This is a genomic window from Streptomyces sp. TLI_105, assembly GCF_900105415.1.
Lineage (GTDB): Bacteria > Actinomycetota > Actinomycetes > Streptomycetales > Streptomycetaceae > Streptomyces.
In genome coordinates, this window is the sequence record NZ_FNSM01000001.1 from 6,120,332 (window position 1) to 6,139,214 (window position 18,883).

19 protein-coding genes and 1 pseudogene are annotated in these 18,883 nt (G+C 74.2%); 13 read left to right on the forward strand and 7 right to left on the reverse strand.

The features are described from left to right. Window positions 1-101 precede the first annotated feature (101 nt). Window positions 102-1,240: pseudogene (locus tag BLW86_RS27970) on the reverse strand (LLM class flavin-dependent oxidoreductase). An 86-nt stretch (window positions 1,241-1,326) separates the two neighbouring features. On the opposite strand from BLW86_RS27970, the gene BLW86_RS27975 reads away from it, so the two are divergent. Beyond that, a complete protein-coding gene (locus tag BLW86_RS27975; protein ID WP_177181773.1) occupies window positions 1,327-1,911 on the forward strand; it encodes a PadR family transcriptional regulator in 585 nt (194 codons plus the stop codon). Further along, entirely contained in the window at window positions 1,902-2,621 is a 720-nt protein-coding gene (locus BLW86_RS27980) for a vWA domain-containing protein (protein ID WP_093876600.1), read from the forward strand. Before BLW86_RS27975 ends, BLW86_RS27980 begins: the two co-directional genes overlap by 10 nt. On the opposite strand, the gene BLW86_RS27985 is transcribed toward BLW86_RS27980, so the two are convergent. Further along, complete coding sequence (locus BLW86_RS27985; RefSeq protein WP_093876601.1) at window positions 2,616-3,518, reverse strand: aldo/keto reductase; 903 nt, start codon at window positions 3,516-3,518, stop codon at window positions 2,616-2,618. The two genes, BLW86_RS27980 and BLW86_RS27985, sit on opposite strands and share 6 nt — an antisense overlap. 69 nt (window positions 3,519-3,587) lie before the next feature. On the opposite strand from BLW86_RS27985, the gene BLW86_RS27990 reads away from it, so the two are divergent. The 5 genes from BLW86_RS27990 (at window position 3,588) to BLW86_RS28010 (ending at window position 7,683) form a co-directional block, all read left to right on the forward strand. After that, window positions 3,588-3,953, forward strand: coding sequence for a MerR family transcriptional regulator (locus BLW86_RS27990; RefSeq protein WP_093876602.1), 366 nt, complete (start codon window positions 3,588-3,590; stop codon window positions 3,951-3,953). A gap of 51 nt (window positions 3,954-4,004) precedes the next feature. Next, window positions 4,005-4,385 carry a VOC family protein gene (locus BLW86_RS27995; protein WP_093878913.1) on the forward strand — a complete coding sequence of 127 codons (381 nt, stop codon included), beginning with the start codon at window positions 4,005-4,007 and terminating at the stop codon, window positions 4,383-4,385. Window positions 4,386-4,467: 82 nt separating this feature from the next. After that, entirely contained in the window at window positions 4,468-4,977 is a 510-nt protein-coding gene (locus BLW86_RS28000; protein WP_093876603.1) for a pyridoxamine 5'-phosphate oxidase family protein, read from the forward strand. A 40-nt stretch (window positions 4,978-5,017) separates the two neighbouring features. Further along, on the forward strand, window positions 5,018-5,680 hold the full coding sequence (locus BLW86_RS28005; RefSeq protein ID WP_093876604.1) for a TetR/AcrR family transcriptional regulator: 663 nt from the start codon (window positions 5,018-5,020) through the stop codon (window positions 5,678-5,680). 230 nt (window positions 5,681-5,910) lie between these two features. Beyond that, window positions 5,911-7,683, forward strand: a complete 1,773-nt coding sequence (locus BLW86_RS28010; protein ID WP_093876605.1) for a DEAD/DEAH box helicase — start codon at window positions 5,911-5,913, stop codon at window positions 7,681-7,683. Here the strand turns inward: BLW86_RS28010 and BLW86_RS28015 are convergent. Both BLW86_RS28015 and BLW86_RS28020 read right to left on the reverse strand, forming a co-directional pair. Further along, window positions 7,608-8,510, reverse strand: coding sequence for a tyrosine-protein phosphatase (locus tag BLW86_RS28015; RefSeq protein ID WP_093876606.1), 903 nt, complete (start codon window positions 8,508-8,510; stop codon window positions 7,608-7,610). The genes BLW86_RS28010 and BLW86_RS28015 overlap by 76 nt on opposite strands. 227 nt (window positions 8,511-8,737) lie before the next feature. After that, complete coding sequence (locus BLW86_RS28020) at window positions 8,738-9,205, reverse strand: MarR family winged helix-turn-helix transcriptional regulator (protein WP_093876607.1); 468 nt, start codon at window positions 9,203-9,205, stop codon at window positions 8,738-8,740. Between the two features lie 113 nt (window positions 9,206-9,318). Here BLW86_RS28020 and BLW86_RS28025 point away from each other — a divergent pair, with 113 nt between their 5' ends. Next, window positions 9,319-10,701, forward strand: a complete 1,383-nt coding sequence (locus BLW86_RS28025) for an MFS transporter (RefSeq protein WP_093876608.1) — start codon at window positions 9,319-9,321, stop codon at window positions 10,699-10,701. A gap of 243 nt (window positions 10,702-10,944) precedes the next feature. Next, window positions 10,945-11,370, forward strand: coding sequence for a ribonuclease domain-containing protein (locus BLW86_RS28030; RefSeq protein WP_093878914.1), 426 nt, complete (start codon window positions 10,945-10,947; stop codon window positions 11,368-11,370). Between the two features lie 15 nt (window positions 11,371-11,385). Here the strand turns inward: BLW86_RS28030 and BLW86_RS28035 are convergent, their stop codons facing one another. Continuing rightward, window positions 11,386-12,855 carry an ankyrin repeat domain-containing protein gene (locus BLW86_RS28035; protein ID WP_093876609.1) on the reverse strand — a complete coding sequence of 490 codons (1,470 nt, stop codon included), beginning with the start codon at window positions 12,853-12,855 and terminating at the stop codon, window positions 11,386-11,388. Window positions 12,856-12,900: 45 nt separating this feature from the next. Then, complete coding sequence (locus tag BLW86_RS28040; protein ID WP_093876610.1) at window positions 12,901-13,785, reverse strand: hypothetical protein; 885 nt, start codon at window positions 13,783-13,785, stop codon at window positions 12,901-12,903. Window positions 13,786-13,976: 191 nt separating this feature from the next. Here BLW86_RS28040 and BLW86_RS28045 point away from each other — a divergent pair, with 191 nt between their 5' ends. Continuing rightward, complete coding sequence (locus tag BLW86_RS28045) at window positions 13,977-14,744, forward strand: S1 family peptidase (RefSeq protein ID WP_093878915.1); 768 nt, start codon at window positions 13,977-13,979, stop codon at window positions 14,742-14,744. Between the two features lie 57 nt (window positions 14,745-14,801). Here BLW86_RS28045 and BLW86_RS28050 read toward each other — a convergent pair whose 3' ends face one another. Beyond that, window positions 14,802-16,553 (reverse strand): glycoside hydrolase family 35 protein, encoded by a 1,752-nt coding sequence (locus BLW86_RS28050; RefSeq protein WP_093876611.1) that lies wholly within the window; start codon window positions 16,551-16,553, stop codon window positions 14,802-14,804. A gap of 81 nt (window positions 16,554-16,634) precedes the next feature. Here BLW86_RS28050 and BLW86_RS28055 point away from each other — a divergent pair, with 81 nt between their 5' ends. From BLW86_RS28055 to BLW86_RS28065, 3 genes are read left to right on the forward strand one after another with little or no spacing between them, the layout of a single operon-like run. After that, a complete protein-coding gene (locus BLW86_RS28055) occupies window positions 16,635-17,522 on the forward strand; it encodes a helix-turn-helix domain-containing protein (RefSeq protein WP_093876612.1) in 888 nt (295 codons plus the stop codon). 11 nt (window positions 17,523-17,533) lie between these two features. Then, on the forward strand, window positions 17,534-17,857 hold the full coding sequence (locus BLW86_RS28060; protein WP_093876613.1) for a chorismate mutase: 324 nt from the start codon (window positions 17,534-17,536) through the stop codon (window positions 17,855-17,857). Beyond that, complete coding sequence (locus tag BLW86_RS28065) at window positions 17,857-18,843, forward strand: asparaginase (protein WP_093876614.1); 987 nt, start codon at window positions 17,857-17,859, stop codon at window positions 18,841-18,843. The genes BLW86_RS28060 and BLW86_RS28065 overlap by 1 nt, the downstream gene beginning before the upstream one ends. Window positions 18,844-18,883: the final 40 nt, after the last annotated feature.

Genomic DNA, 18,883 nt, shown 5'->3' on the forward strand with positions numbered 1-18,883 from the left:
GTCCGTCGGGGAAGACGCCGGTGGACGTCGGTGCGCGTGGGGTTGCGGCGGGTTCGGAGAGTCCCGGCGGTGGGCGCTGCCACGCGTTCGGCGGTGCGGTTTCAGACGGAGTTCGTGGTGGACGCCCGCGGCGCGCGGAAACGCGGGATCACGTGCTCGCCCCACTGCCGGATCGTCTCCAGGCAGACGTCCTGCGGCACCGTGCCCATCTGGATCAGGCACATCACCTCGTCGACGCCGATCTCCCGCAGCCGTTCGACGTAGGCGATCGCGGTGGCCGCGTCCCCGTAGGCGTGGTCGGTGTTGTACGTGCCCGTGTCGACCGGCCGGGCGGGGACGTCCGCCTCGTGGAGCCGGGCGATCAGCTGCCGCCGCTTCTCGTCGAGTGCCCCGGTGTGGTTCTCGTCCTCCGTGTAGCCCGTGGGTGCGGGGGCCCCGCCGTACCAGTGCGCGATCGACTCGGCGAAGAACCGCTGGCCCCGGGTGCCGAGCCGGAGCGCGCGGGCGGCGTCGTCGAGGACGATCGTCGGGCAGAGGGCGGAGAAGTGGTCGTTGACCTCGGTGGAGACGAACCGGGATCCGTCCCGCGCGCCGATGGCCTCGTCGTACACCGCGCGCATCGCCCGGACATCGTCGGCGCCGGCGAAGCCCATCACCAGGGCGCCGATGCCGAGTTCGGCGGCCTGTCGGAGCGACTCGTGCTGGGAGCAGGCCATGAAGAGCGGCGGGTGGGGCGTCTGCACGGGGCGGGGCAGGACCGCGCCGGGGCCGATGTCGAGGGTGCCGTGCCACTCCAGCTCCGGCTCCCGCCAGGCCGCGGCGAAGATCCGCAGGGCCTCCTCGGTCTGCGGGCGGGTGTCCTCCGGGCGCACCCCGAACATCCGGGTCTCCTGGCGGGTCGCGCCCCGGCCGGCGCCCACGTCGACCCGGCCGCCGGAGAGCACGTCGAGCATGGCGGCGCGTTCGGCGACCCGGACCGGGTGCTGGTAGCCGAAGGCATGGTGACCACGCCGTGGCCGACGCGGATGGTCCGGGTGTGGGCGGCGACCCAGGTCAGAAAGATCTCGGACGCGGTCATGTGGGCGTACTGGGTGAGGGAGTGGTGCTCGACCGCCCAGATCCGGTCGAAGCCCATCTCCTCGGCGAGGACGGCCTGTTCGACGCAGTCGTGGAGAACCTGGCGTTCGCGGTCGGGGGTCGGGTCGACGAGCTGTGCTTCGAAGATCATGGAGAACTTCACGGGAGCTCCTCCCCAGGCGTATATGCCTAATCGAAATACTTCTAGCAGGCATAGAGGGAGGGCGGAAGGGCCGTAGACTGCCGTCCGTGGTGGACCAAGAGACCGTGCCAGAGCTTCCCGCGACCAGCTGGGCCGTGCTCGGACTGCTGTCCCACGGACGGGAGTTGTCCGGCTACGACGTCAAGAAGTGGGCCGACCGGTCCCTCGGCCTCTTCTACTGGAGCCCGTCCTTCAGCCAGGTCTACAGCGAGCTCAAGCGCCTGGAGAACAGCGGTTACGCCACCTCGCGGCTCGTCGCCCCCGAGGCCGGCACGCGCGACAAACGCGTCTACCGGATCACCGACGAGGGCCTCGCCGCCGTCCGCACCTGGGCCCGCACCGCCCCCCTCGACCCGCCCGTCCTGAAGCACGGGCCGATGCTGCGGCTCTGGCTCGGACACCTCCTCGAACCCGAGCGGATGCGGGAGATCCTGGCCGCGCACCGGGAGCACGCCGAGCGCATGCGGCGGCGCGCCGAGGCGGACGTGGCGGACGCGGGGGCGGACGAGGCGTGGGCGTACCCCCGGCTGACCCTCGCGTGGGCCGAGCGGTACTACACGGCCGAGCGCGACCTGGCCGACGCCATGCTCGCGGACATCGAGGAGTTGGAGGGGGAACGGCCATGGCACTGAGCCTGCGGAAGGTCGAGGAGACCGCACCCGCGCTGGTGAGTCTCTACAAGGAGGCCGGGGCGTCACTGGCGCGGCACGGGATCAGCGGACAGCGGATCGCCGTCTACCTCGTCATCGACTACTCGGGCTCCATGAAGCCGTACTACGCGAACGGCACCGTGCAGGCCCTCGCCGACCGGGTCCTCGGGCTCTCCGCGCACCTCGACGACGACGGACGGGTACCGGTGGTCTTCTTCTCCACCGACATCGACGCGGAGACCGAGATCCGGCTCGACGACCACGCCGGCCGGATCGACCGGATCGTCGCCGGCCTCGGCCACATGGGCAAGACGAGCTACCACCTCGCCATGGACGCCGTCATCGACCACTACCTGGACAGCGGGTCCACCGCGCCCGCGCTCGTCGTCTTCCAGACCGACGGAGGGCCGATCAACAAGCTCGCCGCCGAGAGGTACGTCTGCAAGGCGGCCCGGCTGCCCATCTTCTGGCAGTTCATCGGCTTCGGCGACCCCGGCAGCCGGCAGTTCGAGTTCCTGCGCAGGCTCGACGAGCTGGCCGTCCCGGCGAAGCGGCCCCTCGACAACGCCGGCTTCTTCCACGCGGGTCAGGACCCCAACCGGGTCCCGGACGCCGAGCTGTACGACCGGCTGGTCGCCGAGTTCCCGGCCTGGCTCGCCGCCGCCCGGGCCCAGGGCGTCGTCCGGTCATGACCCCGAGAACTCCTTGTCGAGGCGGGCGAACTGCTCCTCGGTGAGGGCGACGTCGAGCGCGCCCAGGTTCTCCACGAGGTGGGCCGCCGAGGACGTGCCGGGGATCGGGACGATGTGCGGGGCCCGGTGCAGGAGCCAGGCCAGGGCCGTCTGGGACGGGGTCGCGCCGACCTCGCGGGCGACCCGCGCGACCGGTCCGTCCGGACCCGCGTGCCCGCCCATGGCGACCGGGAAGAACGGGACGAACGCGATCCCGCGCCCCGCGGTGTGCTCGACGACGGCCTCGTGGTCGCGGTTCGCCAGGTTGTAGAGGTTCTGCACGGCCGCGATCGGCGCCGTCGCCTCGGCCTCGGTGAGCTGCTCGACCGTCACCTCCGAGAGCCCGATGTGCCGGACCTTGCCCTCCTCCTGGAGCCGCTTCAGGGCGCCGACCTGCTCGGCGACCGGGACGTTCCCGTCGAGGCGGTGGAGGTAGAGGAGGTCGATCCGCTCGGTGCGCAGCCGGCGCAGGCTCAGCTCGGCCTGCTGGCGCAGATAGGCGGGGTGGCCGAGCGGCACCCACTCGGTGGGGGAGGGCCGGACCACGCCGACCTTGGTGGCCACCGCGACCCCGTCGCCGTACGGGTGCAGCGCCTCGGCGAGCAGCTCCTCGCCGGCCCCCAGGGCGTACGCGTCGGCCGTGTCGAAGAGGGTGACGCCCGCCTCGGCGGCCGTCCGCAGCAGCCTCACCGCCGCCGCCCGGTCGGCAGGGGCCGTCCAGATGCGTGCCTCCGGGCCGGTCGGGTCGCCGGGGCCGTCGGCGAGTCGCATCGTGCCGTAGCCGACACGCCGGACCGGGAGGTCGCCACCGAGCTGGAATATCGTCGTACCGGCAGAGGGGTTCGTGTTGTTCGTCATGCTCGGAACCGTAGGAGCTCACACGGATGTGAGGTTCAAGCGCGGACGGGTGGATGTGAGGGGGGTCACATGAAGATCGGTGAGCTGGCGCGCGAGACCGGGGTGAGTGTCCGGCTGCTCCGCTACTACGAGGAGCAGGGCCTCCTCGCATCGGAGCGCACCTCCGGCGGGCAGCGGGTCTACGGCCCCGACGCCCCCGCCGTCGTACGCCGCATCAGGGCCCTCCTCGGCGCCGGACTGCCGACCCGGATCATCGCCGAGGTCCTCGACTGCGTCTGCGGCAGCGAGGCGGAGATCGAGCCCTGCCTCAGCCCGCTGCTCGTCGCCCAGCTCGACGCCATCGACGAGAGGATCCAGGACCTCCAGGGCACCCGCTCCTCGCTCGCCGCGCTCGTGGCGGTGACCGAGGGCCGGGGCCTGGCCACCGCCGACTGAGCGGTGGAAAACGGGTGGCTCCCGGCCGTGACCGAGGGCGATCATGACGCCATGAGCTCTCTCGTGCGACACACGACCATCGACTGTGCCGACGCCTACGCCCTCGCGAGCTTCTGGGCGAAGGTCCTCGACTCCCAGGTCTCCGACGACGACAAGCCCGGCGACCCGGAGGCGCTCGTCGAGTCGGCCGGCGCGGGCCTCCTCTTCATCCAGGTCCCCGAGGGGAAGACGGTGAAGAACCGCGTCCACCTCGACCTCCAGCCGGAGGACCGCACCCGCGACGAGGAGGTCGAGCGGCTGCTCGGCCTCGGCGCCACGCTCTTCGAGGACCACCGGAACCCGGACGGCACCGGCTGGGCGACCCTGAGGGACCCGGAGGGCAACGAGTTCTGCGTGGAGCGCAGCAGGGCGGAGCGCGCCGCCACCGTCTGAGGCGTATCACCGGACCTCCGGAGCAATCCGGACAGTGGTTGTCGGGTATCCGGTGTCTCCTGGAGCCATGGAAGACACAGCCATGGAAGACACCGGAACCACCTGGCCGGCCTTCGAAGCCGCCGAACCCGAGCTCGCCGCGACCGTCCGGGAGCGCTTCGGGCAGCACACCCACCACGCCCTCGCCACCGTCCGGAAGGACGGCTCGCCGCGCCTCAGCGGCATCGAGGCCGACTTCCGCGGCGGGGAGCTCTGGCTCGGCATGATGCCGAACTCCCGCAAGGCGCTGGACCTGCGCCGCGACCCCCGGTTCGCGCTGCTCGCCAACCCGGGCTCCGGCACCGACATGGGCGGCGGTGACGTCCGGATCTCCGGCCGCGCGGTCGAGGTCACCGACCGGGAGACCCTGGACCGGTACGCGGCGGAGGCGGGCGCGCCGCAGCCCTTCCACCTCTTCCGGGTGGAGCCGACCGAGGTCGTGCGGACCTGGGTGGACGGCGAGGAGATCTGCTTCCGCAGCTGGGCCCCGGGACGCCCGACGAGGACGATCCGGCGCGGGAACGACGACAGCCCGCCGCGGCAGGACGCCTGACCCGTGGGTGGGCCGGTGGGCGGGGGACCAGAATGGGCACGTGCCGAACACTGCAAGCAAGAAGAAGACCCAGGCGAGCGGGGGGCCCGAGCGGCGCCGTGAACTCCTCGACACGGCGGCCGAGGTGTTCGCCGCCCAGGGGTACAACGCCACCACCGTCCGCAAGATCGCGGACGCCGCCGGGATGCTCGCGGGCAGCCTCTACTACCACTTCGACTCCAAGGAGTCGATGCTCGACGAGATCCTCTCCACCTTCCTGAACGAGCTGTGGGAGGGGTACGACGCCGTCCTCGGCGCCGAGCTCGGCCCCCGCGAGACCATCGAGGCCCTCGTCACCGAGTCCTTCCGGGAGATCGACCGGCACCGCGCCGCCGTCGCCATCTACCAGAAGGAGTCCCTGCACCTCGTCGACCAGCCCCGCTTCGGCTACCTCGTCGACTCGCAGCGCAGGTTCGAGAAGGCCTGGCTCGGAACCCTGGAGCGCGGCGTCGCGGAGGGGGTCTTCCGCGCCGACCTCGACGTCCGCCTGACCTACCGCTTCGTCCGCGACACCGTCTGGGTCGCCGCGTCCTGGTACCGGCCGGGCGGACAGCACAGCCCGGAGGAGATCGCCCGCCAGTACCTGTCCATGGTCCTGGACGGAATCGCCGTGCGCGGTCCCGGGGTGTCCGGGGAGCGGGGGACCGGGACGGGAAGGCTCTGAGGCGTCCGGGGAGCGGGGGGTCGGGACGGGAAGGTCCTGAGGCGCACTATTGTTCCGGTAGACATCCGGGACCTGTATCGCGCGTCCCGGGAGAGACAGCCGGGACGCGCATCTCGTGTTCCGGGAGAGACAGCCGGGGCCCGTATCTCGTGTTCCGGGCGGTACAGCCGGGGCCCGCATCGCGCAGGTGCGGGCCCCGACTGTGCCGCGCACCGGCCAGGAAGGCACGAATGACCCGCTCCGAACGCCCCCACAAGCGCGGCCCCCGCACCGCCCAGGCGAAATCCACGTCCCAGCCGAAGGGCCCCCGCGGCGGCCGCCGTCCCGCCGCGCCCCCGCCGCCGCAGGAGTTCACTCCGCCGGAGACGGTGACGCCCGCGCTGCCGCCCGTGGCCTCCTTCGAGGACCTGGACATGCCGGCCGCGCTGCTGCGGACGCTCACCGAGCAGGGCGTCACCGAGCCCTTCCCGATCCAGGCCGCGACCCTGCCGAACTCGATCGCCGGGCGCGACGTCCTCGGCCGGGGGCGCACCGGCTCCGGCAAGACCCTCGCCTTCGGGCTCGCGCTCCTGGCCCGCACCGCCGGCCGCCGCGCCGAGGCGACCGCGCCCCTCGCGCTGGTCCTGGTGCCGACCCGTGAGCTCGCCCAGCAGGTGACCGACGCCCTCACGCCGTACGCCTCCGCGCTGCGGCTGCGGATCACCACGGTCGTCGGCGGCATGTCGATCTCCCGGCAGTCCTCGTCCCTGCGGCGCGGCGCCGAGGTCCTCATCGCCACGCCCGGCCGGCTCCACGACCTCATCGAGCGGGGTGACTGCCGCCTGGACCAGGTCGCCGTCACCGTCCTCGACGAGGCCGACCAGATGGCCGACATGGGCTTCCTGCCACAGGTCACGAAGCTGCTGAAGCAGGTCGAGCCGGGCGGGCAGCGGCTGCTGTTCTCCGCGACCCTCGACCGGAACATCGACAAGCTGGTCAAGATGTTCCTCGACGACCCGGTCGTGCACTCCGTCGACCCCTCGGCCGGTGCGGTGACCACGATGGAGCACCACCTGCTCTACGTGCAGGACGAGACCGACAAGAAGGCCGTCACGCTGCGGATCGCGGCCCGCGACGGCCGGACGATCCTCTTCCTGGACACCAAGCGGTCCGTGGACCGGCTGGTCAAGCGGCTCCTGGCCAGCGGCGTCCGGGCCTCCGGGCTGCACGGCGGCCGCTCGCAGCCGCAGCGCAACCGGACCCTGGACCAGTTCAAGACCGGCCAGGTCACCACGCTGGTCGCGACGAACGTGGCGGCCCGCGGCATCCACGTGGACGACCTCGACATGGTCGTGAACGTCGACCCGCCGATGGACCACAAGGACTATCTGCACCGGGGCGGCCGCACCGCCCGCGCCGGCGAGTCCGGCAGCGTCTTCACGCTGGTCCTGCCCGAGCAGAAGCGGGACATGGGCCGGCTGATGTCGAACGCGGGCATCAGCCCCCGCACGGCGCAGATCAAGTCCAGCGACGAGGAGCTCGCCGAGCTCACCGGCGCCCGGGAGCCCTCGGGCGTCCCCGTCGTCATCGAGGTCCCGCAGCCGACCCCGCCGCGCAAGGCGGCGCCCGCCCCCGGCGGTGGCACGGGCGGCCGCCGTCGTCGCCGTCCGGCCTCCGGCGGTTCGACCGGTGGTACGGGGACGGGCACGACGGGCTCGGGCCGCGCTTCCGGCCCGTCCACCGGCCGGGGGTCCGGTTCGGGCACCACGGGCCGGGGCTCCGCTTCCGGGGCGCCGACGGGCCGGGGTTCCGGCACCGCGGGCGGCTCCGGGCGCGGTGCGGCCGGTGCCGGGCGCGGCTCCGGCGCGGGCCGGGTCGCGGGCTCCGGTGCCGGGGCGGGCGCGGGCGCCGGGCGCGGTGCGGCGGCCGGCGCCGGCCGGGGCGGGCGTCAGGCGTCGGGCACCAGCCGCTCGCGGAGCGCCGCGAGCTCGCGCAGCTCCAGGCCGAGGCCGACCGACACGTAACGGAAGAGGCTGCCGTAGGAGGTGCGGACCTGGTCGAGGGCGGTGTCCAGGTACTCGGCCCGCACCTCCTGCAGCGGCACGATCAGGTCCGGGTTCTGCATGAGCCCGCCCTGCTTGAGCCCCTCCCGCACGCGCGCGTCGTACGCGGCGCGGAAGGCGTTGGAGGCCAGGTAGTCCGCGCGGGCGGAGGTCTCGGGCACCCCGAGCAGGGTGAGCAGGAGCCAGCTCGTCCAGCCGGTGCGGTCCTTGCCGGAGGTGCAGTGCAGGAGCAGCGGCCCCCGGCGGGGATCGGCCAGGTCCCGCAGGGTGGCCGCGAGGGCGGCCCGGTTCGCCGGGTCGGTGACGAAGGTGCGGTACACCTCGCGCATGAAGGCGGCGGCCCGGCCGCCGCCGAGCATCTCCTCCTGCCGCACCGGGTCGCGGGAGCCGATCGCGGCCATCAGCTGTCCGAAGAGGCCGTGGTCGGTGACGGGCCGGGCCACCGGGACCGCGCCGGCGGGCAGCCGGTCGGCGCCGTCGTACCCGACCTCCATGGGGATCCGCAGGTCGACGACGGTGCCGAGGCCGAGCCCGGCGAGGGTGGCGAGGTCGGCGTCGGTGAGCTTGGCGAGGTGGTCGCCCCGGTAGGCGAGGCCGTGCCGGACCCGGGCGCCGTCGTAGGTGACGTACCCCCCGAGATCGCGGACGTTGACCGCGCCCTGGAGCGGGATCTGCCGGATCGCGTCGGCGGTCGTCGTGGGGCGGGGGCGGGCGAGCGCGGGCGGCGCGGCGCCGAGGAGCAGCGCGGCACCGGTGGTGGTGAGCAGGGCGCGTCGGGACAGGGGCATGGCTGGGCTCCCTTGCGGACTGACGGACGTACGGCCGGTGGCCGTACGGCAGACGGACTCGGTGGGACAGCCGTGGGCGGACGGGCCCGCGGAGCCGCTCCTCCACCTAACGTTAGTTAGGTGGCGTGTTGGCGAGGAAGGTAGCAGCCGGGCGGGCCGAGCGGGAGGGGTGTGCGGGCCCGGATGTGCGGGCCCGGTCGGCGAGGCGCCTCGGACGGCGCGGGCCGCTACTCCGTGAGGCGCTTGGTCGCGGCGCGCTGCCGTTCGGTCGCGCCCGTCAGGAAGCGGGTGATCGTCGCCAGCTCCTCGGTCGTGAACTCCTCGTAGAGCTCGTGCACCTCGCGCGCCCAGTCGTCGAAGAGCGGGGCGAGCTCGGCCAGCTTCTCGGGGCGGGGCTCGACGAGCACCCGGCGCTTGTCCGTCGGGTGCTTCACCCGGCGCACGAAGCCCTTGCGCTCCAGGCGGTCGACGAGTCCGGTGACGGAGGCGGGGGCCAGGCCCGAGCGCTCGGCCAGCTCCTTGGCGGTGAGGGGGCCGTGCCGTTCGAGCAGGTCGAGCGTCTTGGTCTCGGTGGCGCCCAGGTCCTGCTGGGCCGCGATCGCCGAGTGGAAGGCGACGGAGGCGGCGCTGGAGTCCCGGCCGGCGGCGGTGAGGGCGGCGATGACCGCGCCCCGTTCCTGGTCCTGCTCGCTCATGGCGGCAGCCTAGCAAAATTCATTTCGTTCGACCGAACGAAACACTTGCGATCAAGGGGGAGTGCGTGCCACTTTTATTTCGTTCGTCCGAACGAAATAAATGGAGGGTGGAGATGTCCACGACCGTCACGACCGCCGCCACCGGCGACCCGTTCACCGTCCATCCGCGCCGCTGGGCCGCCGCCGTCGTCATGATGGTCGCCGCCCTGATGGACCTCGTGGACGTCACCATCGTCAACGTCGCCCTGCCCTCGCTCGGGCACGGGCTCGGCGCCTCCGAGAGCGCCCTCCAGTGGACCGTCTCCGCGTACCTCCTGGGCTTCGCCGCGACCCTCGTCGTCGCCGGACGGCTCGGCGACCGGTACGGCCGCAAGGCGCTCTTCCTCGCCGGCACCGCCGGCTTCGGACTCGCCAGCCTCGTCTGCGGCATCGCCCAGAGCCCCGGCCAGCTGATCGCCGCCCGCGCCGTGCAGGGCGTCACCGCCGCCGTGCTCATGCCGCAGGTCCTCGGCTCCTTCCAGAGCCTCTTCCGGGGCAAGGACCGCGGCAAGGTCTTCGGGATGTACGGGGCGGTGGCCGGCTTCGCCTCCGCGATCGGACTGCTGCTCGGCGGGGTCCTCACCGACGCCGACCTCTTCGGGCTCGGCTGGCGCAGCGTCTTCCTGGTCAACGTGCCGATCGCCGCACTCACCCTCGCCGCCGCCGTCGTCCTCGTCCCCACCACCCGGGAGCGCGCCGCCGGCCGGCCCCCGGTGCTCGGCAGCCTCGTCCTCGCCGCCGGACTCGTCGCCGTCGTCCTGCCGCTCGTCCAGGGCCGCGGCTGGGGCTGGCCGCTCTGGGGCTGGGGCCTCCTCGCGGCCGGCGCCCTCGCGGTGGCCGCGGTCGCCGTACGGGGCTCGGTGCTGCCCCCGCGCGTCTTCACCGTCCCGGCCTTCTCGTACGGCCTGGCCGTCCAGCTCCTCTTCGCCTTCGGCATGCAGGGCTTCTTCCTGGTCCTCGCGATCTGGCTGCAGGGCGGCCAGGGCTACGCCCCGACCCAGGCGGGCGTCCTGATGGCCGCCTTCTCGGCGGGCGGCTTCCTCACGGCCCCGGCCGCCGAACCGCTCGCCGTCAAGCTCGGCCGGTACGTCCCGGTCGCGGGCGCGCTCCTGATGGCCGGGGGCTACGGCTGGGTCTGGTACGCCATGGACGCCGCCGCCCCGGTCCACACCGGCGCCTGGCCGCTGGTCCCCGGCCTCGCCGTCGCGGGCGCCGGCCTCGGCTTCCTGGTCGTCCCGCTCGTCGGCATCGTCCTCTCGGCCGCCCCGGCCGAACTCGCCGGCGGAGCCTCCGGAGTCTTCTCCACCGCCCAGCAGTTCGGCGGCGCCCTCGGCGCGGCCGCCATCGGCACCGCGTACTTCGCGGACCTCTCCCTCGCCGCCGCGATGCCCTGGGTCCTCGCGGCCTACGCGGGCGCCGCCCTGCTGAGCCTGCGGCTCCCGGCCGGAGGGAGGTGAGCCTCCGTCACCCGCGGCGCGCGCCGGGACCCGACCGGGTCCCGGCGCACGCCCACGCGTCCAGGGCGGGGTCCCGGCGCGCGCCCGCGTGTCCAGGGGGAGGGGCGGCGCGTCCACGTGTCCCCTGCGGGGTGCCGGCGCGCGTACACGGGATCCGCACGTTCGGGAGGACGCGGTTAACGTTCGGGGAATTGAAGGGAGTTGGGCTTCCCGGCCGAGGTCTACGCGCGTCATCATCCAGCCATGCGAATCCCCCCTCGAATCACCCTCGCCGGCGGTGTCGCCACCGCCCTCCTGTCCGCCCTCCTCCTTGGCGCCCCGGCCACCGCCGCGCCGGCCCCCGCGCCCGTCGCCGCCGCGTCCTCGCTCGCGACGACCGCGTCCGTCGGGGACATCTGCTACTCGGACCTGCCCAGCCAGGCCTACGACACCCTGCGGCTGATCGACGCGGGCGGCCCCTTCCCGTACAGCCAGGACGGCGTCGTCTTCCAGAACCGCGAAGGCGTCCTGCCGGCCCACACCTACGGCTACTACCACGAGTACACGGTGAAGACCCCGGGCGTCTCCACCCGTGGTGCCCGCCGCATCGTGACCGGCAGCACGGCGGACGAGGACTACTACACCTCCGACCACTACGCCACGTTCGACCTGATCGACCACGCCTGCTGAACCCCGGGCAGGACGTCAGGCGCGGCGCGGGGTCGTCCACTCCAGACGGGTCCTGACCCGCGGGTCGCGGACGTGCTCCAGGGCGGCGAGCGCCGTCTCGCGCGGCGCCCCGTCCGCCTCCCCGTCCGCGAGGATCGACGCCAGTGCGTCGACGGCGCGCGGATCCTGACGGATCGCGAGCCCCCGCGCCGCCTCCGCCGCGGTCTCCGGATCGGAGTCGCCGAGCCGCTCCGCGAGCCCCTCCCGTACGAGCGGGGTGTCGTCGGGCAGCTCGGCGAGCGCGAGGGTCGCCCAGTCCCGCACCCGGGGGTCGCCGTCCCGGCTCAGCGTGAGCAGCACCCCGAGCGCCTCGACGTGACCGGCCGGCACGATCCCGGCGAGGGCCGCCGCGACGGCCCGGCGCACCACCGCGTCGGGATGCCCGGCCGCCGCGAGCAGTTCGGGGACGGCGGCCGCGTCCGCGCACTCCCCGAGGGCGAGGACCGCCGAGAGCAGCGGCTCCCGCGCCGGGGGCGCCGCCTCCGCCGCGAGGCGCCGCAGGACCGGGACCGCGCCCGGACCGAAGCCCGGCAGCGCGCCGAGCACCCGCGCGCCCAGCGCCCGGCGCAGCGGATCGCGGTAGGCGCACCATCCGGCCGCCGCCACGAACGTCTCCTCGTCGGCCCGGCCCGCCAGTTCGGCCACCGCCGTCGTCCAGTCGTCCAGCTCGGGGTCGCCGCGGCGCAGCGCCCGCGCCGCGAGCTCCTCGTGCGGGGTGCGCAGCCCGAGCGCCGCCTCCAGGAGCGTGGCGATCGCCGCGTGACCGGTCCCCCGGTCGTCGCCGCGCCCGGGCGCCCCGTCCTCCCGCAGCAGCTCGACGACGACCGTGATGCCGCCGTCCTCCCGGATCCGCCGGACGGCCGCCTCGTACGTCTGCCCGCCCTCGTTCCCGGCGACGAGCCCGCGCCGCAGCTCGGCCGCGATGTCGACGCCGATCCACCGCCGGGCCTCCCGCAGGGCGGCCTCCCGGGCCCCCGCCCCGTGGTCGAGGAGCGCCCGCACGCAGCCGGTGGAGCCGCGCCGCGCGGCGGCGACGAGCGGGAGGACCCCGTCGGGGCCCGGCCGGTCGGGGTCGGCGCCGTGCTCCAGGAGGACCCGGGCGGTGTCGGCGTGGCCGAGGCGGAGGGCCCAGGCGAGCGCGGTGAAGCCGTACGCCTCCTCCTGGTCGGCCGCCGCGCCCGCCGCGAGCAGCGCCCGCACGACCTCGGTGTGCCCGCCGCAGGCCGCTCCGCACAGCGGCAGGTCCCCGTCGTCCTCGCCGCTGCCCCGGGCGGGGTCGGCCCCGGCGGCGAGCAGCACCCGCACGATGCCGGCCTCGTCGCCGACGGCCGCGCGGTACAGCGCGGTCTCCCCGTCCTCCCGGCCCTCGGGGTCCGCCCCGTCCCGCAGGAGCCGCACGGCCCCGTTCTCGTCCCCGTCCCGGATGGCGTCGAACAGCGTGCTCATGCACCGACCCTGACCCGCCGTCGGCACGTGGCGCAAATCGATTCGTCAGGAGGCGCACTCCAGGACCGAGCCGCACACCCCGCACCGGGCCCGCAGGACGGGCCCCGCCGGCACCCGCAGGCGCTGGAGGCAGACCGGGCAGGGGAAGGAGACGCCGGTCGCCGGGGCCCCGCCCTCGAAGGCGTAGGGGGCGTCCTCGGAGGCCCGGCCCCTGCGTCGTTGCACGGCGTACCGGCGGCGCTCGGCCCAGCCCGCCCCGGCGAGCGGCGGCACGGTCCGCTCCCGCGCGGCCTCCGTCCGGCCCCGTACCCACGCCTCGTACGCCACGGCGCTGGTGAACCAGGGCGAGGGGTCCTCGCCGAAGGCCTCGGCCCGCTTGGCGAGGACGTAGCCGAACTCCTCCGGGGTGAGGTAGCCGAGCTTCTGGCTCTCGACGCCGTCCTGCCGGTACGCGTCGAGCAGCAGCCAGCCGGCGCCCAGGTAGGAGGTGGTCACGTCGGTGAGGACCTCGTTCTCCGCCGTGCCGGGGAAGCCGAGGCCGAGCCGGTGCAGCAGGACGTGGGTGATCTCGTGGGCGAGGGCCGCGCCGATGTCCCTGCGGCGGGTGCGGAAGCGGTCGTTGAGCTCCACGAAGTACTCGGGTCCGGCCGTGAGCTCGACGGCCGCCGCGTACTCCATGGGGCGGAAGCTCACCACGATGCGCGCCTCGGGCAGTTGCAGGTGCCGGACGAGGGCGTGGGCCACCCGCTGGGCGCCGAGGTGGAGGTCCTCGTCGTCGTCGAGGGCGACGTCGTCGGCGGTCACGCTGGCCGGGTAGCGGTGCACGCCGTCGGGGGAGAGGCGGCGGTAGAGCGCGGTGAGCGAGGCCCGCACCGTGGCGCGGTGCGGAAAGCCGTGGATGACACGGTCGGCCCCATGACGGTTCGGCATGCCGGATCCCCCTTCGCGTCCACTGTACGGTCCCCCCATCGGATCTGGCCGAAAAGGCTTTCTTGTGGCGCCAGTTGGGCGCTGCTCATAATCCGGACATGCCTTGACGAGCGCATGTCATCGCGTTCATGTCATCCCTCCGTCGAGGCCGACCCCCCACGAGAGAAGGAAGACACGTGAAGCAGAACCGCATGATCCGTGCCCTCCAGAAGCTGGCGGCGGCCGGCGCCGTCGTCCTGGCGGCCGTCAGCCTCCAGCCCACCACCGCCTCCGCGGCCCCGGCCCCCGTCGTCGGCGGCACCCGCGCCGCACAGGGCGAGTTCCCCTGGATGGTCAGGCTCTCCATGGGCTGCGGCGGCTCCCTGATCACCCCTCAGGTCGTCCTCACCGCCGCCCACTGCGTGAGCGGCTCCGGCGCCAACACCAGCATCACCGCCACCGCCGGAGTCGTGGACCTCCAGTCGAGCAGCGCCGTCAAGGTCAGGTCGACCAAGGTCCTCCAGGCCCCCGGCTACAACGGCCAGGGCAAGGACTGGGCGCTGATCAAGCTCGCCACCCCGATCACCTCGCTGCCCAACCTGAAGATCGCCGAGACCACGGCGTACAACACCGGCACCTTCACCGTCGCCGGCTGGGGCGCCGCCCGCGAGGGCGGGTCGCAGCAGCGCTACCTCCTCAAGGCGAACGTCCCGTTCGTCTCCGACGCCACCTGCCAGGCCGCCTACGGCAGCGACCTCGTCCCGGCCGAGGAGATCTGCGCCGGCTACAGCCAGGGCGGGGTCGACACCTGCCAGGGCGACTCCGGCGGCCCCATGTTCCGCAAGGACAACGCCGGGGCCTGGGTCCAGGTCGGCATCGTGAGCTGGGGCGAGGGCTGCGCGCGGGCCGGCTACCCCGGCGTCTACACGGAGGTCTCGACCTTCGCCGCCGCCATCAAGTCCGCCGCGGCCACGCTGTAGCGGACCTGCGAACGGGTGCCCCCGGAGCGGCCTCGGCTCCGGGGGCACCCGCCTCACTCACACGGGGTCCAGCTCCACGGAGGACGGTGCCCCGCCCTCCAGTTCCAGGACCCACACCTCGTTCGCGCGCTCCCGCAGCACCGGGCCCGGCACGAACAGCGCGTCCTGCGGGCCGGCCGCCCAGTAGCGGCCCAGACAGAAGCCGTTCACCCACGCGAAGCCGCGGGTCGAGCCGGGCAGCCGCAGCCACGCGTCGCCCGCGCCCGCCACGTCGAGCGTACCCCGGTACAGACCGGGGTACGGGTCCTCCGGCACCGGGACGAACGGCACCTCGCCGACCGCCGCCGCCTCGAAGGCGTCGAGCCGCAGCCCCCGCGCCCGCACCCCGTGCAGATACTGCCGCTCGTGCCGTACGCCGCCGGTGATCCCCTTCGGCTCCGCGAGCCGCGGCCCGTAGTTGACCCGGCCGAGGGACTCCACCCACAGGTCCACGAGCGCGGGGCCCGCCACCGGCTCGGGAAGGACGGCGTCCTCCCCGTCGAGCACCCCCGCGGGCAGCCCGTCGACGTACACCACCGCCCGGTCGCGCAGCCCCGTCACCCCCAGCGGGTACGGCTGCCGGGGACCCGGCACCGCCACCCGGTAGCGGACCAGGCCCCGGTCCACGCCCAGCTCCTCGAAGGTCGGCGGCACCGGCGTCACCGTCTCCTCGCCGCCGAGGACCTCCAGGACCCCGTCCAGCGGCGCCCACCCGTCGAGCACCCCGGCGACCGGCGCGCCCAGCCGGGCCGGCGGCTCCGGCACCTCCGGCAGCGGCCCCTCCGCCCACTCCGCGAGCACCTCGCGGAAGGCCCGGTACTTCTCCGTCGGCCGCCCCGCCTCGTCGATCGGCGCGTCGTAGTCGTACGAGGTCACCGTCGCCCGCAGCGGCCCGTCGTGCAGCTCGCCGTCCCGGTTCGCGCCCGCCCAGCCCATGAAGTTCGTCCCGCCGTGCGCCATGTACACATTGACCGAGGCCCCGCACTCCAGGATCTCCCGCAGCGCCGCCGCCGCGTCCGCCGCGTCCCGCACCGCGTGCTCCCGGCCCCAGTGGTCGAACCAGCCGCACCAGAACTCCATGCACATCAGCGGCCCCGACGGCTGGTGCCGCCGCAGCGTCGCGAAGCCCTCCCGCGCCCCCGAGCCGAAGTTCGCCGTCGCCAGCACCCCCGGCACCGAACCGCCCGTCAGCATGTGGTCCTCGGGCCCGTCCGAGGTGAACAGCGGCACGCTCACCCCGCAGTCCCGCAGCAGCCCCGCGAGCCACTCCAGATAGCCCCGGTCGCTCCCGTAACTCCCGTACTCGTTCTCCACCTGCACCAGGACCACCGGCCCGCCCCGGTCGACCTGCCGCTCCACCACCTGCGGGAGCAGCCGCCGGAACCAGGCCCCCACCGGCGCCAGGAACTCCGGGTCCAGACTCCGCACCCGCCGCCCCAGCGGACCGGTCAGCCAGTGCGGAAGCCCGCCGTTCTCCCACTCGGCGCAGATGTACGGACCCGGGCGCACGATCGCCCGCATCCCGGCCCGCCCCACCGCGTCCAAGAACCGCCCGAGCGCGTCCGCGTCCGCGTACCGGCCGGGCTCCGGCTCGTGCAGGTTCCACGGGACGTACGTCTCGACACAGTCGAGGCCCATCGCGCGCAGCATCCCGAGCCGGTGCTCCCAGTGCCCCTCGTGCACCCGGAAGTAGTGCAGCGCCCCCGAAAGCAGCCGCACCGGCCGCCCGTCGAGCAGGAAGTCCTCGTCACCCACAGCGAACGTGCTCATGGCCTCACCCTCGCCCCCTGGCGGCGGCACGGTCCATGGACAAAGATCGTCGCAGTTTGGACGTTACGGAGGGGCCGACGGATGTACCACACCTGGATGCGCTACTTCACGCCCGGACCCGTCCACCACCGCCTCGGCCTCGTCTGCCTCGGCGTCGGACTCCAGCACGGCGCCCTGCCCACCGTCGGCCCGCGCACCCTCGACCACCACGTCGCCGTCGTCGTCTCCGCCGGCAGCGGCTGGTACCGGGGCCCCGACGGACGCCGCACCACCGTCACCGCCCCCGCCCTCCTCTGGCTCACCCCCGGCACCCCCCACCACTACGCCGCCGACCCCGGCACCGGCTGGGACGAGGCCTTCGTCGACTTCACCGGACCCGCCACCGCCACCTACACCGAACTCGGCTACATCGAGCCCGACCGGCCCGTCGTCCCCCTCTCCGACGCCGCGCCCGCCCGCGCCGCCATCGGCCGGATCGCCCGCGCCGCCCGCCCCGGCAACCCCCTCCTGGAGGTCGAGACCGGCGCCGCCGTCCACGAGCTGCTCGTCGCGCTGCGCCGGGCCCGCGCCGACACCAACGCCGACGGCGACCCCGTCCTCGCCGCCCTCGCCCGCGACGCCTTCCAGCCGCTCTCCGTCGCCGAGCACGCCGCCCGGCACGGCATGACCCCCGCCGAACTGCGCACCGCCGTCCGCCGCGCCGCCGGATGCAGCCCCAAGGACTACCTGCTCACCGTCCGCCTCGGCCGCGCCAAGGAACTCCTCGCCGCCACCGAGCTGCCCGTCGCCGCCGTCGCCCGCCGCGTCGGCTACGACGACCCCGCCTACTTCTCCCGGCTCTTCACCCGCCGCGTCGGCACCGCGCCCATCCGGTTCCGCGAGCAGCAGGGGCGGTCCGTGCACGGCGGCTGGAGCAACAGCGTTCCGGATCCCGAACACCCGCCCACGATCCTCCCGAGATCCGTCTAAGCTCGCAGATCATGAGCGACACCAGCGACACCAGTGCCATCGACCCGTCCGTCATCGCCGAGCTGACCCGGCTGCGCGAAAGCATCGACAACATCGACGCCGCGGTCGTGCACATGCTCGCCGAGCGCTTCAAGTGCACCCAGCAGGTCGGCGTCCTCAAGGCCGAGCACCAGCTCCCGCCCGCCGACCCCGCCCGCGAGGCCCGCCAGATCGCCCGGCTGCGCGAACTCGCCGAGAGCGCGAAACTGGACCCGGCCTTCGCGGAGAAGCTCCTCAACTTCATCATCGCCGAGGTCATCCGGCACCACGAGACGATTGCGGACGGAGCACGCTGATGGGCCGCGTCACGGTCTTCACCCTCGGAGGCACCATCTCCGCCCGAGGCGGTGACGCCGCCCGCATGACCGGCCAGGAGGTCCTCGCAGGCCTCGGCGCCCCCGAGGACGTCGTCCTGCGGGACTTCCGCCGCGTCCCCAGCTCCACCCTCTCCTTCGAGGACCTCGCCGCCCTCGCCGACGAGGTGCGGAAGGCCGTCGCCGACGGATCCGGCGTGGTCGTCGTCCAGGGCACCGACACCCTGGAGGAGACCGCCTTCCTCCTCGACCTGCTCTGCACCACCGAGCAGCCGATCGCCGTCACCGGCGCCATGCGCCGCCCCGACCTGCCCGGCGCCGACGGCCCCGCCAACCTCGCCGCCGCGCTCGCCGTCGCCGCCGACCCCGCCTGCCGGAACCTCGGCGTCCTCGTCGTCCTCGCCGACGAGATCCACGCCGCCCGCCTCGCCCGCAAGACCCACACCACCTCCATCGCCACCTTCGCCTCACCCGGCGCCGGACCCATCGGCACCGTCGTCGAGGGTCGGCCCCGGATCCTGCTCCGCCCCGCCGTCCCCGCCGCGCTCTGCCCGCTCAAGCTCGACCCCTCCGTACGCGTCGCCCTCGTGACCCTCTCCCTCGGCGACCGCGGCGAGCTCCTCGACGCCGTCGACGACCGCTTCCAGGGCCTCGTCGTCGCCGCCTTCGGCGGCGGCCACGCCCCCGCCCCGCTCGTCGAACCCCTCGCCGAACTGGCCCGGCGCATCCCGGTCGTCCTCGCCTCCCGCACCGGCGGCGGCGCGACCCTCACCGACACCTACCGCAGCCCCGGCTCCGAGCACGACCTGCTCCACCACGGACTGATCCCGGCCGGCCCGCTCGACCCCGCCAAGGCCCGGATCCTGCTCCACGCCCTGATCTCCAGCGGCGCCGCGGGCCCCAGCGGCTACGACCGGCCCCGCATCACCGCCGCCTTCGCCCACCTGAACGGCTCCGGCCTGGCCTGAGGTCCCCACACCCCCTGCCCGGGAACGGAGCGATCGGGCA

What these genes read in the sequence shown, in the direction of transcription:
- BLW86_RS28015 (WP_093876606.1), bottom strand. Translation starts at nt 8,510, where the DNA reads ATGCCCCTGTCCCGACGCGCCCTGCTCACCACCACCGGTGCCGCGCTG.
- BLW86_RS28045 (WP_093878915.1), top strand. Translation starts at nt 13,977, where the DNA reads ATGATCCGTGCCCTCCAGAAGCTGGCGGCGGCCGGCGCCGTCGTCCTG.
- BLW86_RS27985 (WP_093876601.1), bottom strand. Translation starts at nt 3,518, where the DNA reads ATGACGAACAACACGAACCCCTCTGCCGGTACGACGATATTCCAGCTC.
- BLW86_RS28040 (WP_093876610.1), bottom strand. Translation starts at nt 13,785, where the DNA reads ATGCCGAACCGTCATGGGGCCGACCGTGTCATCCACGGCTTTCCGCAC.
- BLW86_RS28035 (WP_093876609.1), bottom strand. Translation starts at nt 12,855, where the DNA reads ATGAGCACGCTGTTCGACGCCATCCGGGACGGGGACGAGAACGGGGCC.
- BLW86_RS28065 (WP_093876614.1), top strand. Translation starts at nt 17,857, where the DNA reads ATGGGCCGCGTCACGGTCTTCACCCTCGGAGGCACCATCTCCGCCCGA.
- BLW86_RS28050 (WP_093876611.1), bottom strand. Translation starts at nt 16,553, where the DNA reads ATGAGCACGTTCGCTGTGGGTGACGAGGACTTCCTGCTCGACGGGCGG.
- BLW86_RS27980 (WP_093876600.1), top strand. Translation starts at nt 1,902, where the DNA reads ATGGCACTGAGCCTGCGGAAGGTCGAGGAGACCGCACCCGCGCTGGTG.
- BLW86_RS28020 (WP_093876607.1), bottom strand. Translation starts at nt 9,205, where the DNA reads ATGAGCGAGCAGGACCAGGAACGGGGCGCGGTCATCGCCGCCCTCACC.
- BLW86_RS28000 (WP_093876603.1), top strand. Translation starts at nt 4,468, where the DNA reads ATGGAAGACACCGGAACCACCTGGCCGGCCTTCGAAGCCGCCGAACCC.
- BLW86_RS28060 (WP_093876613.1), top strand. Translation starts at nt 17,534, where the DNA reads ATGAGCGACACCAGCGACACCAGTGCCATCGACCCGTCCGTCATCGCC.
- BLW86_RS27995 (WP_093878913.1), top strand. Translation starts at nt 4,005, where the DNA reads ATGAGCTCTCTCGTGCGACACACGACCATCGACTGTGCCGACGCCTAC.
- BLW86_RS28025 (WP_093876608.1), top strand. Translation starts at nt 9,319, where the DNA reads ATGTCCACGACCGTCACGACCGCCGCCACCGGCGACCCGTTCACCGTC.
- BLW86_RS28055 (WP_093876612.1), top strand. Translation starts at nt 16,635, where the DNA reads ATGTACCACACCTGGATGCGCTACTTCACGCCCGGACCCGTCCACCAC.
- BLW86_RS28030 (WP_093878914.1), top strand. Translation starts at nt 10,945, where the DNA reads ATGCGAATCCCCCCTCGAATCACCCTCGCCGGCGGTGTCGCCACCGCC.
- BLW86_RS27990 (WP_093876602.1), top strand. Translation starts at nt 3,588, where the DNA reads ATGAAGATCGGTGAGCTGGCGCGCGAGACCGGGGTGAGTGTCCGGCTG.
- BLW86_RS28010 (WP_093876605.1), top strand. Translation starts at nt 5,911, where the DNA reads ATGACCCGCTCCGAACGCCCCCACAAGCGCGGCCCCCGCACCGCCCAG.